The 15,722-nt window shown below is 41.3% G+C and carries 14 protein-coding genes; 3 read left to right on the top strand and 11 right to left on the bottom strand.

Annotation, left to right across the window (positions count from 1 at the left end; translation table 11 throughout):
- Nucleotides 1-9: 9 nt before the first annotated feature.
- The 4 genes from flgE to flgB are packed head-to-tail and all read right to left on the bottom strand — an operon-like array spanning nucleotide 10 to nucleotide 2,772.
- A complete protein-coding gene (gene flgE, locus Xvie_RS06125) occupies nucleotides 10-1,221 on the bottom strand; it encodes a flagellar hook protein FlgE (RefSeq protein WP_086108458.1) in 1,212 nt (403 codons plus the stop codon).
- A 15-nt stretch (nucleotides 1,222-1,236) separates the two neighbouring features.
- Nucleotides 1,237-1,932 (bottom strand): flagellar hook assembly protein FlgD, encoded by a 696-nt coding sequence (locus Xvie_RS06120; RefSeq protein WP_086108457.1) that lies wholly within the window; start codon nucleotides 1,930-1,932, stop codon nucleotides 1,237-1,239.
- Nucleotides 1,933-1,945: 13 nt separating this feature from the next.
- Nucleotides 1,946-2,350, bottom strand: coding sequence for a flagellar basal body rod protein FlgC (gene flgC / locus Xvie_RS06115; protein WP_086108456.1), 405 nt, complete (start codon nucleotides 2,348-2,350; stop codon nucleotides 1,946-1,948).
- A gap of 5 nt (nucleotides 2,351-2,355) precedes the next feature.
- Nucleotides 2,356-2,772 (bottom strand): flagellar basal body rod protein FlgB, encoded by a 417-nt coding sequence (flgB, locus tag Xvie_RS06110; protein ID WP_086108455.1) that lies wholly within the window; start codon nucleotides 2,770-2,772, stop codon nucleotides 2,356-2,358.
- A 306-nt stretch (nucleotides 2,773-3,078) separates the two neighbouring features.
- On the opposite strand from flgB, the gene flgA reads away from it, so the two are divergent.
- From flgA to Xvie_RS06095, 3 genes are all read left to right on the top strand, one after another.
- Entirely contained in the window at nucleotides 3,079-3,750 is a 672-nt protein-coding gene (gene flgA / locus Xvie_RS06105) for a flagellar basal body P-ring formation chaperone FlgA (RefSeq protein ID WP_086108454.1), read from the top strand.
- Nucleotides 3,751-3,872: 122 nt separating this feature from the next.
- Nucleotides 3,873-4,172: a flagellar biosynthesis anti-sigma factor FlgM gene (flgM, locus tag Xvie_RS06100; RefSeq protein WP_086108453.1), complete on the top strand. Its 300-nt coding sequence runs from the start codon at nucleotides 3,873-3,875 to the stop codon at nucleotides 4,170-4,172.
- 26 nt (nucleotides 4,173-4,198) lie between these two features.
- Nucleotides 4,199-4,639, top strand: coding sequence for a flagella synthesis protein FlgN (locus Xvie_RS06095; protein ID WP_086108452.1), 441 nt, complete (start codon nucleotides 4,199-4,201; stop codon nucleotides 4,637-4,639).
- Between the two features lie 365 nt (nucleotides 4,640-5,004).
- On the opposite strand, the gene Xvie_RS06090 is transcribed toward Xvie_RS06095, so the two are convergent.
- The 7 genes from Xvie_RS06090 to flhB all read right to left on the bottom strand — a co-directional run bounded on the left by Xvie_RS06090 (nucleotide 5,005) and on the right by flhB (nucleotide 15,464).
- Entirely contained in the window at nucleotides 5,005-6,003 is a 999-nt protein-coding gene (locus Xvie_RS06090) for a fimbrial protein (protein WP_086108451.1), read from the bottom strand.
- Between the two features lie 100 nt (nucleotides 6,004-6,103).
- Nucleotides 6,104-8,599, bottom strand: coding sequence for a fimbria/pilus outer membrane usher protein (locus Xvie_RS06085; protein WP_086108450.1), 2,496 nt, complete (start codon nucleotides 8,597-8,599; stop codon nucleotides 6,104-6,106).
- Nucleotides 8,600-8,626: 27 nt separating this feature from the next.
- The gene (locus Xvie_RS06080) at nucleotides 8,627-9,334 is read right to left on the bottom strand and encodes a fimbrial biogenesis chaperone (protein WP_086108449.1); all 708 of its coding nucleotides are present in this window, start codon (nucleotides 9,332-9,334) and stop codon (nucleotides 8,627-8,629) included.
- Nucleotides 9,335-9,438: 104 nt separating this feature from the next.
- Nucleotides 9,439-9,993 carry a fimbrial protein gene (locus Xvie_RS06075; RefSeq protein ID WP_086108448.1) on the bottom strand — a complete coding sequence of 185 codons (555 nt, stop codon included), beginning with the start codon at nucleotides 9,991-9,993 and terminating at the stop codon, nucleotides 9,439-9,441.
- A 1,042-nt stretch (nucleotides 9,994-11,035) separates the two neighbouring features.
- A complete protein-coding gene (locus Xvie_RS06070; protein ID WP_086108447.1) occupies nucleotides 11,036-11,617 on the bottom strand; it encodes a DUF4291 domain-containing protein in 582 nt (193 codons plus the stop codon).
- 600 nt (nucleotides 11,618-12,217) lie between these two features.
- Nucleotides 12,218-14,320, bottom strand: coding sequence for a flagellar biosynthesis protein FlhA (gene flhA, locus Xvie_RS06060; protein ID WP_086108446.1), 2,103 nt, complete (start codon nucleotides 14,318-14,320; stop codon nucleotides 12,218-12,220).
- On the bottom strand, nucleotides 14,313-15,464 hold the full coding sequence (gene flhB / locus Xvie_RS06055) for a flagellar biosynthesis protein FlhB (protein WP_086108445.1): 1,152 nt from the start codon (nucleotides 15,462-15,464) through the stop codon (nucleotides 14,313-14,315). Before flhB ends, flhA begins: the two co-directional genes overlap by 8 nt.
- Nucleotides 15,465-15,722 lie beyond the last annotated feature (258 nt).

Here is a 15,722-nt window from a genome sequence, read left to right as displayed (position 1 = left end):
CTGAGGCTATTAACGCATGCTGACCAGCGTTTGCAGAATTTGATCCTGCGTCTTGATGGTCTGGGCGTTGGATTGATAGTTACGCTGGGCGACGATCATACTGACCAGCTCTTGGCTCAGATCTACGTTAGAGGCTTCCAACGCACTATTGATCAGCTTACCGAAGTTACCCGAACCTGCGACACCCACAACCGGACCACCAGATGCACCGGACTCTACCCAGACGTTATTGCCTTGCGCAGCCAAACCTTCAGGGTTAGCAAAGTTTGCCAGTACCACCTGACCTAATACTTGTCTCTGGTTGTTGGAATATCTACCGTAAATTTTGCCGTCATCTTCCACACTGTAGTCAATGAAACTACCTGCGGCATAGCCATCTTGTATGGGATTCGAGACAAAATCTGTCCCGATGTTCTGCTGTTTACTACCAGAAAAATCGATGAAGATTTCTGCCTTATTTGAACCATTCAGAGGTTCTACATCGAATTTGAATACATTATTGGTGCCGACCATTTGACCATTGCCGTCAAATTGCACATCACCCAACTTCTTAAGGCCAGAAACCTCTACAGAAATATCCTTAGCATAAAATTCCCATTTATTCTTATCGTCTCTTTTCACGAAGAATATATTAAGATCATGCTGATTACCCAGACTGTCAAAAACTGGCAGAGTTGTACTGTAGCTAAAACTGGCTGGATTATTTGGATCAAAGGCGGTTTTTAGCGGATCAATCGCTGAGTGCATTGAATTCAGCGTAGCTTTCAACTCAGCTTTTGTGGTTGCTTTCGCACTCAATATATCCTGTGGAATCGAAAGCGGCTCTACTGCTCCACCTTGCTGAATTTCTCCGTTTACCGCCGGATAACCCGTCAGCTTCATGTTCTGCATATTGATCAGATTACGCTCTTTATCCATTTGGAACTGACCATTACGGGAGTAGAAAATATCACCGTTGGTATCCTGCATACGGAAAAAGCCGCCCTGTGTAATTGCCATATCCAACTGGCGATTAGTCTTGGTGGTTGAGCCATCTTTAAAGTTCTGCAACATACCAGAAACTTTAACACCCAAGCCCACTTCTGAGCCGCTGAAAATGTCCGCAAAAGCAGCGGAACTAGATTTAAAGCCAAATGTCGCTGAGTTTGCGATGTTATTACCAATAACGTCCAAATTACTCGCTGCGGCATTCAAGCCACTAACCGCTTGTGAAAAAGACATATGTCCTCCGTTTAATTAAAGAATCTGACGAACTTTATCCATGGTTACCGTACCCGTCAGCCCTAAATCTAATTTAGTGCCATCCTCACCCCGTGTAACGCCTAAAACTGGAGCAGACGTTAACGGAAGTGCCACTAACGCTTCATCTTGATAGCTTGCGGAAACGGTGAAGCTATACTTACCGGTTGCCACCTCCTTGCCATCTGCGTCTTTGCCATCCCATAACAGTTTATGAACACCAGCATTTAAATTGCTAATGCTCATTTCCCGAACAACTACGCCATCTTTGTCTTTTATTGTGACTTTGACATTATCGGCAGGTCGGGTCAGTTCAACACCATATCGACTGATGTCGATGCCTTTTTCTTCACTGGAACCGACTAAAATCTTATCGCCAAGAATCATGACGTGATGACCAATCAGCGATGTTGTTTGCATTGCTTGATTGTTGTCCATCTGCCCAACAATAGTTCCCAGTGTTTTATTGAGTTTTTCAATACCTTCAACGGTACTGATCTGTGCAATCTGAGCAGTTATCTCATTGTTTTGCATTGGATTGGTTGGATCTTGGTTTTTGAGCTGTGCGATTAATAAGTTCAAGAAATTATCTTTAATATCTTCGCTGCTTTGTGGTTTTATTTTACTCGCGGGAGCAAGTTCACCTACCGTTGAATTATCCAACGAATCATTGATTGAAGTGGTCACTGCCATAGTGGAATTCCTGTCACTGACCCAGAGTCAGCGTTTTCAACATGATGGACTTAGTGGTGTTCAATACTTCAACATTCGCCTGATAGCTGCGGGAAGCAGAGATGGTATTAACCATTTCCCCGACAACATCCACATTCGGCATACGCACATAGCCTTTTTCGTCGGCCAGCGGATTGCCCGGCTGGTATTCGAGGCGGAAAGGCGTGGGATCATCCACTACTTCGCTGACACGAACACCGCCTATTTCCTGTCCTGCTGGCGCAGCAACACGGAAAACCACTTGCTTGGCGCGATAGGGTTCGCCATCCGGCCCTACGATACTATCGGCATTCGCCATATTGCTGGCGCTGACGTTCAGTCGCTGAGACTGAGCGGTGAGCGCAGAGCTGGCAATCTCAAAAACACTGAGTAGAGACATTCCCGTTATCCTTGTGACTGTAGAACTGACATCATGCTTTTAATTTGCGCATTCATCATGGTAAGTTCGGCCTGATATTTCAGGCTGTTATCTGCGAAATTGCTACGTTCCATATCCATGTCAACGGTATTTCCATCCATGGCTGTCTGGAATGGCACCCGATATAGCAGATCCATCTCCAAACCTTTTTCATACTGACCGGGAATATGTCGATCGGAAGTCAGAGTTAGCTCAATTCCATTCCCAGATACATGACCATGTGCCATTACCTTGTTCAGTTGAGCAGCAAAATCGATATCACGCGCCTGATAGCCAGGGGTATCTGCATTGGCAATATTGGCAGACAAAATTTCCTGCCGCTGGCTGCGGAGTGCCAACGCTTCTTGTCGAAATTGAAAAGCAGCATCTAATTTATCGAGCATATTCCTCCCTCAGATATGTTCTATAGGGGTAGCCCCCAATCATGCATCAAGAACTTATCACCTTCTTTTCATCATTCATGCAAACACAATGTATCAACTTGCTAATTCCACATGAAAGCTGCGGGGTATAAGCTCCAAGCAGCTAACAGAATAAACGCAGAAGAAAAAGGTAATTCGAAGAATAGAAACAAATTGAATTGCTATTTATCTCATTAACGAATAATCAATCGCGTTACACTATTAACATCCAACAGGTGCTGAATATTTTTTGAAATCATGGTTCGCTAATGAGATTAAGGTGGTGAAATGCCTGCATTAAAATTTATCGGGTTATTTGCTTTTTTCCTTAATCTATTTTTTTGTAGTTCCTTGGCTTGGGGGAATAGCTTACCGCAATTGATAACTGACCATTTCAGGCAGATTCATCACACACCGGGCCATAAAGTCTCAGTGGAAATCAAAACGCCTGAACAACAATGGCCGACTTGTGAACTTCCTGAAATACAACCGTCAATTGGCAACAAAAATTGGGGTAACCTTTCCGTTCCTGTGACTTGTGGACAGCAACGCCGTTTTATTCAGGCGTATGTCAATGTTACTGGCCCTTATTTGGTTTCTAAGCGAGCCATTAATCGCAATACGGCCCTGACAGAAAAAGATTTTCAAGTAAAAACAGGATCTTCAGATAAGCTGCCAAACGACATAATCCGTAACAGAAAGGCCATACAAAATGGTATTGCGATCCGCAACATACCTGCCGGACAATTCATCACACGCAACATGATTCGGCGTCCATGGGCGATTAAAGCTGGACAAAATGTGGTCGTCACCGTAGATGGACATCATTTTCAGGTGCGTTACGAAGGAAAAGCGATTAACAACGCCGCGAGTTTTGATAATATCCGTGTCCGCCTGAACTCCGGACAGGTTATTATTGGAAAAGCTCAGGAAAATGGCAGTGTAAAAATGATGTTATAAATGGCTAAAGTTTTATTTTTACAAGCCGATATAACCAACAGACCATGATTTACAGGCATGCCAGCGGTATATCGCCTGCTACCTAAGACAAATAAATAATGCCTGATTAAAGGATTACGATTATGAGTATTGAACGCACTCAACCTCTACTGGCCATTGCAGCTTTGCAGCAACGCAATGCCAATGAAGGTGCTCAGGGCGCTCGCAGAACTGTGGCTGTCGCCGAAAAAAGCGCCGATACACAAGTCAAGCTGAGCGAAGCGCAGAAAAAGCTCGTCCAGCCAAGTAGCCAGGATATTAATATCCAGAAAGTGCAACAATTGAAAGAAGCCATTGCAAAGGGAACACTGACGATGGACAGCGGTAAAATTGCTGATGCCCTATTCAGGGAGGCCCTTGAAAACATGGAATATGATAAGTAAACCATTAAAATCATAAAGAGCCGTAAATGAAAGAACTTCAACTCTTGCTTGAACAGCAGAGCGCATACTTAAATTCGCTTTCGCAAACTATGGCAGAAGAACAGCGCATATTGAGCGAAGGTTTTATTGAGGCGAATCATTTACATCGTGTGACGGAACAAAAAACATTTTTGCTTTCGGCACTTGATCATGCTGAACGAAAACGCCAGCAATTAAATGAAACGCTGAAAATAAATGCACCATATGCTGACTATGAAAGATTGGCAGTATTATGGAGTCAGATTAGCCAAACTATTGAACGTATCCATGATTTAAATTCGCATAACGGATTTTTGCTGGATCAACATATTGAGTTGAACAGTAAAGCAATTGCTTTTCTGAAAAGTCACCACAGCCCTTCTCTTTATGGTGCTGATGGACAAGCCCGTCATAATTCAGCGTTATCAGGCCACAAGATCAGCGTTTGATTATTTGTTTACTGCTTAAGTAGTAATCTTTACAGACCTCTTGGTTTATAGGTAATGATAAGGGGTCTGTTTCTGTATGTTTATATTATCCTCCGTCACAAAAAATAATGATTCTCATTACACTATTTTTTAATATCACATTTTGAATTTATTCAAAAAATCATAGATAAAAATAAATTTTATTTAAAACAATATAATAATAATTTTTGTTATGAAATAAATGGATTTCTGACAGAAGATAAAATTATTGTTTCGGGCTTGGTTTTTCAAAATGAAACACTTTATAGTTACACACTCTTTGAAAACAAGTATGTAACCCTATTTGTAGATAGAATTTCAATTTCAATTATAAATTAAGATCGATATTACTCATAACTCATGGTAAATGTCGCTGTCGCATTAATTATCCCTTCCTTAACGTTGCCATACCGATAATAACGCGCTTTTAAAGGAATATTGACAGGTCCTTCTGTTATAGTTTCGATATACTCAATTTTTTTACTAAGAGGAATAGGGGTTGACTTCTTACCATCCAAAATTTGAATACCAATACCACCAGCCGCATTGGCATTAGGATTAAGTTTGATAATCCCCTTTTGGAAGTCATAAGCTCCTTGAGAACCTGCCAGCAAAAGCATGTTAACTTTAATGCGTGCGTCGCAATTTAGAGGTATATCAAATGCTTTTTCCGCTGCGGTGGAACCAATTCGGGGTAACTGCATTCGTGTGATCGAGTCTAATGAGACTTGAATATTGCTGTCATTAATGGAGCACGATCGTGTATTAATTGTTATCATGCTTGTGGTAAATTTAAATTCTTGCTTCTCCCCTCCATGATTCGGTGCAATAACGACAGCTCCCAATAACTGGGAAGTATAATTACCTGGAATTATTGGACCAATCTTGTAAAAATCAAATTTGAGTTCCAACTGCAAATTAGCAGAACCATTTCGTTGTACTTTTACAGAATAAATCTTCCGGGTATTTTGGCCAGAAATTTCCTCCCTACCCGTTATATATTTTCGATTTCCTCTGCCATTATGTGTACCTCTAACGGTATATCCAAGACCACTATTGCCCAGTTTAAAAATTTTACGGTTTTCAGTAGTTTTTCCCGAATCTATCCCATAGGATTTTATACCAACAGCTATATCTGTAATTCCTGTTGGTAGATTTACACATGTTATTGCCTTACTAGTATTTATGACTATCTCATTGACTCGCAAAAGAAAAGGGGCATGTATAGGGATAGAGCCCTCATATTGAGGCAATGTTTCATCGCTTCCAGAACAATCAGCATACACTTTACCAGAAATAAAAAACATAGAAGCCAGCAGTAACCATGGATAAATAAATACTTTCATCAGCCATTCCTTATATTAATATTAATTCTGTCACTTATTGTTATGTCACCATTGTTGACACAAAAAATGGTTAACACAAAAATATGATTGCCTCCTGCCATCACTGACAATTTTCATGTATCGAAATCACCACAGCTTCACTTTTTGGCAACATAAAATGCATTTTACATTGTTCAAACTGACCACTCCCCCATTGGACAAATAATTGGCCTTGTTCTGGAACACCTCCGAAATAAACTTCTCCCCCATTGCCAACAATGCTCTGATTTGCAATAAAGGAATGGGATGTATTTTCTTCATTCAAGGTAGCTATTGCGCCAAAAGGAATAGATTTGCCCTGATGAGTTAAATTAAATAATACCCGGCGACCGATCCGTGTTTGGAAGTCAGCCACGACCATGGCTCCCTGTGTTGGAATAACAGTCTGGGTATTAGACTCTATGTCCACCCCCTCCCCAAAAGAATCCGGTGATAAGGCAACACGATTACGGTGATAAGGACTGGCATAAGGTAATACCGCATGGCCCTGTCCATCAGTTTCAATACCACTATAGCCAGTAACTTTAACGCCAGCAGCTCCAGACGCTTTGACCAAAACAATGGTTTCACCCAGCGGTTGCGACCAAGTCAAGCCATGACGATGGGCAACAACACCCCCTCTAAAACCATAACTAACCTGCTGTGAATCATCACTGTAGTGGTATCCGCCAGACAACACACCATAACGCGCTTTATAGTTAAGGTTTATATTACTGCTAGTGCCCTGGCCGCTATTACTGTGGCTCTGTTGCAGAGAGTAATTCAATTTACCTAAGGCCATGCCACTCAATCCAACCGATTGGTTGATATCGCCCCTACGATTATGATTGATACTATAAGTCGCCCAACTATTTGTCTGCCAGCGATCGAGGGGAATCTGTACATTGAATGCCAGTTGATTATCGGCCATTGAGTTGCCTGAACTCATATTTTGGGTGTAATTCAGCGAGTAATGGATATTGGAATAATTCACGCTGTACCCGACATTCAAACTGCGGGTAGTGCCTCTGCTTCCCCAATTGTTCTGCAAGTAACCGGAAAAATAGAGACTGCCATAATCCGACAAACTTTGGTTCAGTGTGAACTGAAATTTATGTTTATTGAGATATGACTGCTCATTATACGTCGCTCTGTCATTAACATTCTGAAAATCATAAAAATATGGTGAAGGGTAATAATAACTGGTCAAAGACAGATTAGTGCCAGTCTGTTCGAAATCTTTAGCATACTGTGCCCGATAGACCCAACCTCGTTGTTGACCTTTATTGATAATATCAGACTGTGATTGTGTGATATCAAATGCCAAAGATCCCCAGTGACCAAAACTGTATCCTACACCAGCTGCATACGCCTGATAATTTGGAGACAACAGCATACCGCCATACATAGTTGTTGCATATGGCAGGCCATAATAAACCTCACTTTGCATAAAGATTGGTTGATCGGCATCTGTGTTTGAATTGCGGTATTCACCCACCGTAAAGCTGTATTTGAATTGCCCTTCCCTCAACATAACGGGAATTGATGAAAATGGTTGAACAAAGTGGCGTTCACGACCATCAGCTTCCCGAATAACCACATCCAGACTTCCCCCGGAAGATATAGGATAAAGGTCATCAATCACAAAAGCCCCAGGTGGAACATTGGTCTGATAAATAATGTACCCGTTTTGACGAATAGTGAGCTGAGCATTACTTTCTGCTATCCCCCTCACTACCGGAGCAAAGCCCCGCTGACTATCCGGTAGCATGTTATCATCCGATGTCAGAGTGACACCTCGAAAGGCAAATCCACTAAACAGCTCTCCCCGTGTATTAGTCTCACCAATCACGAGCTGGCTTTTTAGAGAATGAATACCACGTTGCAAATATGTACTCAGATTTTCCCAATGTGCTTTATCGCCACTATTTCTGCCGAAGTTTCGATAGTAGGTGGAATAATTCCGTAAGCGCCAGCTTTCCCAATTCAGCCCACTACGTAAATTCATATAGAGATTATTTGTACCAGAGCCGCTTTTATCTCGAGTGTCAACACCACTGAGGTCATAACTAGCCCATAATGCTGATTCCCCTTGCTGCCAAAGCGATGAATCAATTGCACCACGGGCTGCTGTTGTCATTTCTGCCTGAGGAATAGTGATCAGCAAAGTTTGTTGGCCCAGTTGTAATGATGCACTGGAATAAGGAATAAAATCAGATAAATTAGAAAGTTGATATTCTGAATTCAAACCAGCAAAAGCAGATATATTGACTCCCCAGTCAACCAATTGCTGAACCGATAAGACGGGTTGAAGCTTTTTTTTGGCTCCCACCACAAACTGGATATCCTGTGTACCTTTGTCCTGATCATTGACACGGATAACAACCCTGTATGTTCCTGGCGCACTGCCCCCTTTTTCTGCAAAATAACTTAAATCGGGGGGCGGGGCAGACGGATCATGAATTTCCAGCGCATTGGTGTCAAAGTATTCACGGGCATACCCAACAGTAGGCAGGAACCCTGTTGCTATCATCAACAACGCTAGCCGTTTACAGACAGTAGGAATAATCAAACTCATGACACCAAATATCTTCTGACTGATAGGTTATTGTATGGATGATAATGTTTGGTATTGAGGCTCAGTGATGCCACCATAATCATTGATGGCTCTCCAAGTAATGGTATTGCCAGAACCTGTGGGTAACCCCCATTGCTGATGGCTAAACGGTGCTACCATGCCAGCTTCCGGTATTGAACTGCTCCCTAGCTTAATGTCATAAAAAGAGATATAAAAAGGCGTTGGATTTTTCACCACCAATTGTCCCGCTTTCTGGGAAAAAGTGAGTTGTTGATAAGCATTAGCAGCAAGTTGCTCTGTCAATCCCTCCGGACGATAAAAAAGTTTTATCCGATTCTTCAGCGATATCAACAAGAGATTTTCTTTATTTTCGCTCAGGGCAGGAATGGCCTTAACATTAAGCCAAAAGATAGATTCACGATCTCGAGGTAATGTGTCATTCGTCAAAATAATTCGCAGACGGTTTTCTTGCTCACCATCTAAACGAAACAAAGGGGGAGTTACTAAAAATGGTGCTTTTTGACCAGAAGATTCAGCCGTTGGAGTAAACATATCTACCCAAGACTGCATAAGATAAACATTTTCTTTACTGTCATTGATGACGGAAATGGTTACTTCACGTTGAGAGGCTTCATAGACCACCCGAGTATTACTGAGTGATATCCCAGCGTGGACGGGAGCGGCAAGAAAAACAGGCAGAGAAAATAACAACCCGATCAAAAAATATTTTGACATAACGATATCCATCCCTACATAAATTAAAAATAAGGGATATTCCCACCAAAAACAGTGGAAATATCACAGATGCAATAAAAAAATGAAAATGTAAGGAATTAGAATTAGTCGTACTCTATTGTAAAATTCGCATTAGCTCGCACTGGACCAGGTTTAATATCGGCTTTATCTTTTGTCGCCACATACTTAGCAATAAATTTTAATTCCTTACTGGTCTCTTTAGAAGTTAACGTGGCAACTTCCACAGGTGAACCTCCTATTTCAATTTGCGATCCCGCTAATTTATTATAAATGCCAATACCAACACCAACTGCGGGAGAACTCGATGCTCTATTCCTCAGCACCTTTGAATTATCTGTATCTGAGTCACCAGTAAATTTGATTTTTACTGAAGAATTACCCGATGGATTGACACTACACTTATTCAGCATAATTTGAAAATCTCTATCACCTTTAGTGTCACCCTTACTTGTAAAATCCCCTATACCGACGTCAGGCATAGTGACATTACCAGAATCACTCGCTACCGCAGAAGAACATGTTCCTTTAGTCACTTTGCCAGTAAAGGTAATATTGCCAGTATTACTAATAGCAAATGCAGAAACAATCATAGACCCCCAAATCACCGCAGTAACAGCCGATTTTATTAATAACTTCATTCTTTATTCCATTTATATTATGTGTGCAAAACTCATCGAAATGATAATATTTTTCGATTAAAAATCCATAAAACATCAATAAATTAATATTAAAAAATTTAATTAATTCTATTTAATAAATATAATCCTTTACATTATTCTCCCTTAATAAATACACTTTCAATGATAGAAATAAAATTGAGATATGCATTTATCTCTATACATATCTTATCCAAATATCAGCTCGATAATTTCTATTATTTTCCCATCAATTCATACAGCTATATATACGCTTATATATGTATAAAATCACAAAAGCATTTTTTGATTAAATGCCATTCATTTTGTTATGGAAATGTTGTATGAAAACTACAGAGAAGAATATCCGTATCTAGAAAAAACATAAGCACAGCCTCCATGCCAGATATTATTATATAAATTTGACTTATATAAACTCATCCTATGAACTAAAACAATAAAATCTCTATTATCAAAGGAGGCAAGATACACTAACTCATATTGTCATTAAAATTGTTATTAACTATTTATTAGCAACAATCGATAGGTAAAAACTATTAAAATTCTAATTTCGATCGTTATATACTGTCAATCACTCAATATTCTTGATTTTAGTTTATATAATGAGCAATTAACTAATTTTAAAATTCATGTGAACATCACTCAAGAGAGTTATCGAGTTTATGCACAACACCATTCTAGAGGCTTTAAATTTCCAGAAATTACATTATTACTCTAACTCCAACTCAGTAATTACCCCATTTTTATGAGAACCGAAAAATGAAAATATTGATTACACAAAACAGTTAATAAAAAATTTATTTATGATTTAATTTTTAGTTAAAAACACCTATAAAATATTTTTCCATTTTTATTAAAATAAACTATAGCCTTATCTCTATCAAGATAATATTCTGAATTAAATAACAAATTATCACTACATGTATTCATATAATAAATACATACTTTATTATTTTTTTATTTTCCATTGCATAACGATTCTTAATGGTGTTACAGCGTCGTTGACTACGCTGTAACTTATAATTTATTGATTGTTGCCTGAATATATCCTATCTTCTGGCAACAAAGATAGGGCCTTATCCCAATTATTATCTTTCACTAATTCATGAATTTCATGTGCCAGTTCAGTAACATCAGTAATCTTAACAATCCAGTGGTTGACATAGCTCTCTACCGCTTTGTTGCGTAAACCAATCTGTATTGTTCTTTGTTCTAACTTATTCAAGGAAATATCCCGCTCCGGATCCCATTGAATTACAACATCACTGCTTTGCACCTTCTCTTCCCAAGTTTTCTTTGAATCAAAAAATTTAGGATCAAAATGGCTAATCACACCTTGCTGAATAATTTCTTTAAATCCTTCATGTGTAAGGTCAATTGCCAGAATTCTTTTCTGTCCATCATCTTTTTTTGCCCAACCTGATCGATACATCATCCATAGAAAGGAGGGTTTGATCCATGTCATGCGAGTCATGCTAAAAGGAGGGGATACAAAAGTACCATTCTTAATGGTACTATCAGCAATTGAATCGGAAAAAGCCTGATATACCCTGATATATTCATCAGTGTAATATGCCTTGATTGAGTTATTTTTATGTGAAAACATATTATCCTTATTTATTATATTCAACCGGAAAAATACATAATAATTAGATTAAAATAAACATACGCATTAGAATTATAAAACTGTACAACGTACCTTTTCTGAATGAAAGATAATTTTTATACTTAGGATAGTATCATGAACCGTATTGATATATATATTGAGATGTTGAGATTTGCACTTCCCCATATCAGAAATGTGCAAACACTTGATCCATCATTTTTTAAATAATCAAGCTAGGTATTATTTAGAAAATGCTAACGATAAGATGTGCTCTAATTATCATTTCCATAAAGAACGAATTAAAATGCTCTTTAAATTGGTTCCAGACAAAATGAAAAAGAAGCTGCAATGGCAAGGGCCTAAAGGTTGATTATACGTTATCACTCCATAATAAAGGTGATCACCGCAGCGATCACCCTATATTCTTTATTCTTACTCATCAAAATACTTATACCCAAATACTTATACCCAATGGATTTCAAGATGTATCGCGGCGGCAAGGGAACGAATCCCCGGGAGCATAGATAACTATGTAACCGGGGTGAGTAAACGCAGCCAACAAAGAGGCAACTTGAAAGATGAAGGGTATAGTTGCTAATACTACCTCGCACCACCAATTGTTGCCGTCATTCTGATCTGACGATTATCGGTAATTTCAAGGCTAGACAATACAACCAGCCGAGGCAGTATACGACGCAGGAAACGAGATAACAGTGGGCGCAGTGCATGATTGACCAATAATACAGGCGGTGCTCCCAACATTTCCTGGCGCTCCAATGCCTCTGCCGCCTGACGCTCCAGACTTTCCGCCAATCCCGGCTCCAGTCCGCCACCGTTTTGCAGTGCCTGAAGCAGCAACCTTTCCAACCCTGCATCTAAACCAATGACTTTGATTTCATCCGCTCCTGGGAACCATTGCTGAGCAATCGCCCTACCAAGTGCAATTCGAATCATGGCAGTCAATTCATAAGGATCTTTCTGTGCCGGAGCGTATTCTGCCAGGGTTTCAATAATGGTACGCATATCGCGAATGGGTACTTGCTCCGCCATCAAATTTTGCAAGACTTTATGCAAAGTTGTCAGACTAACAACATCAGGAATGAAATCTTCCGTCAGTTTCGGCATTTCCTGACTGACACGCTCAAACAATTGCTGCGCTTCCTGTCTTCCAAATAATTCACTGGAATGCTGTGATAACAAATGGTTTAAGTGAGTTGCAACAACGGTGCTGGCTGCCACGACAGTATAACCCTGCACCTGCGCCTGTTCTCTTAAGCTATCATCAATCCAAACAGCAGCCAGACCAAAAGCAGGATCTGTCGTCAAATCACCTTGCAATTCACCCACTGCTCCACCCGGATTAATCGCCAACCAACGTCCAGGATGTGCTTCGCCACGACCAATTTCGACCCCTTTCATCATGATGCGATAACTGGCTGGAGCCAATTCAAGGTTGTCACGAATATGCACGACAGGTGGCAGATATCCCACTTCTTGCGCAAATTTTTTGCGGATACCACTGATACGGCCAAGTAATTCGCCATTTTGACGGAAGTCCACCATTGGGATCAGCCGATAACCTACCTCCATTCCCAGTGGATCTTCCAATTGCACATCAGACCATGAAGCCTCTGCAGTTTGTTGCTGCTCTTCTACCGCTTTCATCTCTTCATGTTGCGCCGCCAGTGGATTTTTATCTTTACGTAACAGGAAATAGCCCACACCTGCCAGCGCCACCGTAAACAATAGAAAAACAAAGTTAGGCATTCCCGGCACCAGACCGAGCAAACCAAGTACCCCGGCACTCAACATCATCACTTTAGGATTATTGAAAAGCTGGGTAACCATTTGCTGACCAACATCTTCATCAGTCGCCACGCGGGTTACAATCACACCTGCCGCTGTGGAGATGATTAATGCAGGCAGCTGGGCAACCAATCCATCACCGATAGTCAGCAAGGTATAGGCTTCTGCTGCATCACCCAGAGTCAAACCATGTTGAGCAACACCGACTATCAATCCACCAACAATATTGATTACAAGTATCATCAATCCGGCTATGGCATCACCGCGCACGAATTTACTCGCACCGTCCATTGAGCCATAAAAATCAGCTTCCTGCGTGACTTCTGCACGACGCTTTTTAGCTTCATCCTCACCGATCAATCCGGCATTCAGGTCAGCATCAATTGCCATCTGTTTACCGGGCATACCATCAAGTACAAAGCGTGCACCAACTTCAGCGATGCGCCCCGCACCTTTGGTAATGACCATAAAGTTAATCAGGATCAAGATCACAAAAACCACAATACCAATGGCGAAATTACCACCGACAAGGAAGTGACCAAAGGCTTCCACTACCTGCCCTGCAGCCGCTGAACCGGTATGCCCCTCCATCAGGATTATTCGCGTAGAAGCAACGTTCAGTGACAAGCGCAGCAAGGTTGAGAACAGCAAGATGGTCGGGAAAGCAGCAAAATCCAGTGTCCGACGGGTAAACATCGCCACCAGCAAAACCATGATGGAAAGTGCGATGTTAAAAGTAAATAGTAGATCGAGCAAAAATGGTGGCAACGGTAACACCATCATCGACAAGATCATTAAGATCAGAACAGGCCCCGCAAGCATCTGCCACTGGGAGCCTTTTATATTCCCCGGTAAACGATTTCCCGATAAACGTAGTAATGAGGCCAGATTAGCCATGACGATTATTTTCTCCAGCAAAATCCAGTGCTGGCGGCACTGGCAGATTTTCAGGTGTTTTCGGTTTTAGGCCACCTTCCTGTTTCCAACGTTTCAATTGGTAAACCCAGGCAAGCACTTCTGCAACGGCAGCATAGAGCGCCGCAGGAATAAAGCCTCCTACTTCGGCATGGCGAAATAATGCCCTCGCCAAAGGAGGAGCTTCCAGTAATGGAATGCGATTTTCCGCACCAATTTCTTTAATGCGCAATGCAATAAGCCCTGCCCCTTTAGCCAATACTTTGGGTGCGCTCATTTTTTTGCTGTCATACTGCAAGGCAACGGCGTAATGAGTTGGGTTGGTGACAATGACATCAGCCTTGGGCACATCCGCCATCATGCGTTTACGCGCAGCCGCACGTTGTTGCTGACGTATCCGCGCCTTTACATGTGGGTCCCCTTCTTGTTCCTTGAATTCATCCTTGATCTCCTGACGGGTCATTCTCAATTTTTTCAGATGACTACGGATTTGATAAAGCACATCAAACGCAACCATCGGTATCAACATAAATAAAACAATGTAACCAGCAAAAATCAGCATCATCATGGCATCGCTCAATGCTATCAGCGGAGGTTGAACGGTCAGTTTCAACATGGTAGGCCAGTTCAGCAAGATAAACAGGGCTGCGCCACCGCCTACCAGAGATGCTTTCAAGATAGCTTTGAACAGTTCCGCCAGTGCGTTCATGGAGAAGATTTTCTTCAGGCCAGAAACAGGATTAAGCTTGGCTAGATCAAATTTGATGGATTTTGAGCTGAATATCAGCCCTCCCATCAAGACAGGGGCACTGAGGGCAATCAATACCAATCCCACAAATACGGGCAACAACGCCCAAACGGCCTGCTTCAGTAAGCGACCAACTTGCTGCACCATCTGTTTATCATTGCTGACCATATTATGGTCGAAATTAAATCCTTCAAATACCATCAATGAAAGTTCATGGGTGATCGACTGTCCGCTCATCCAGAGCAGGCTTACGCCTCCTGCCAACATCAGAATAGAAGTAAGCTCCCTGGAACGTGCAATTTGCCCATCTTTACGGGCTTTTTCCCGTTTATGGGGCGTGGGTTCTTCAGTTTTTTCGAGATCGCTATCTTCAGCCACAGCTTTCCTTGGTGAGCATTCGTGATTACATGCAGAAAATTTGCCTTCAGCAAAGGGCAAATAAAATTATGCTAAGCATGACAAAAGCCAAGAAATTCAATGGGGGGAACACTGCGGAATTTGCGGGGGTATTTGGGGAATTATGGCAACTGCCCAACAAAACACCAGAGATTGGATCAAGTAGCCTAGTCGTAATTAAGGATCATCATGATAGCATTCCCCCCCTCGTCATCTCATCGATAGAGAGGGCGTTTCTTA

Source organism: Xenorhabdus vietnamensis, from assembly GCF_002127535.1.
GTDB classification, from domain to species: domain Bacteria; phylum Pseudomonadota; class Gammaproteobacteria; order Enterobacterales; family Enterobacteriaceae; genus Xenorhabdus; species Xenorhabdus vietnamensis.
Note: the sequence above shows the minus strand (reverse complement) of the source record. Positions and strands in the feature narration are given on the sequence as shown.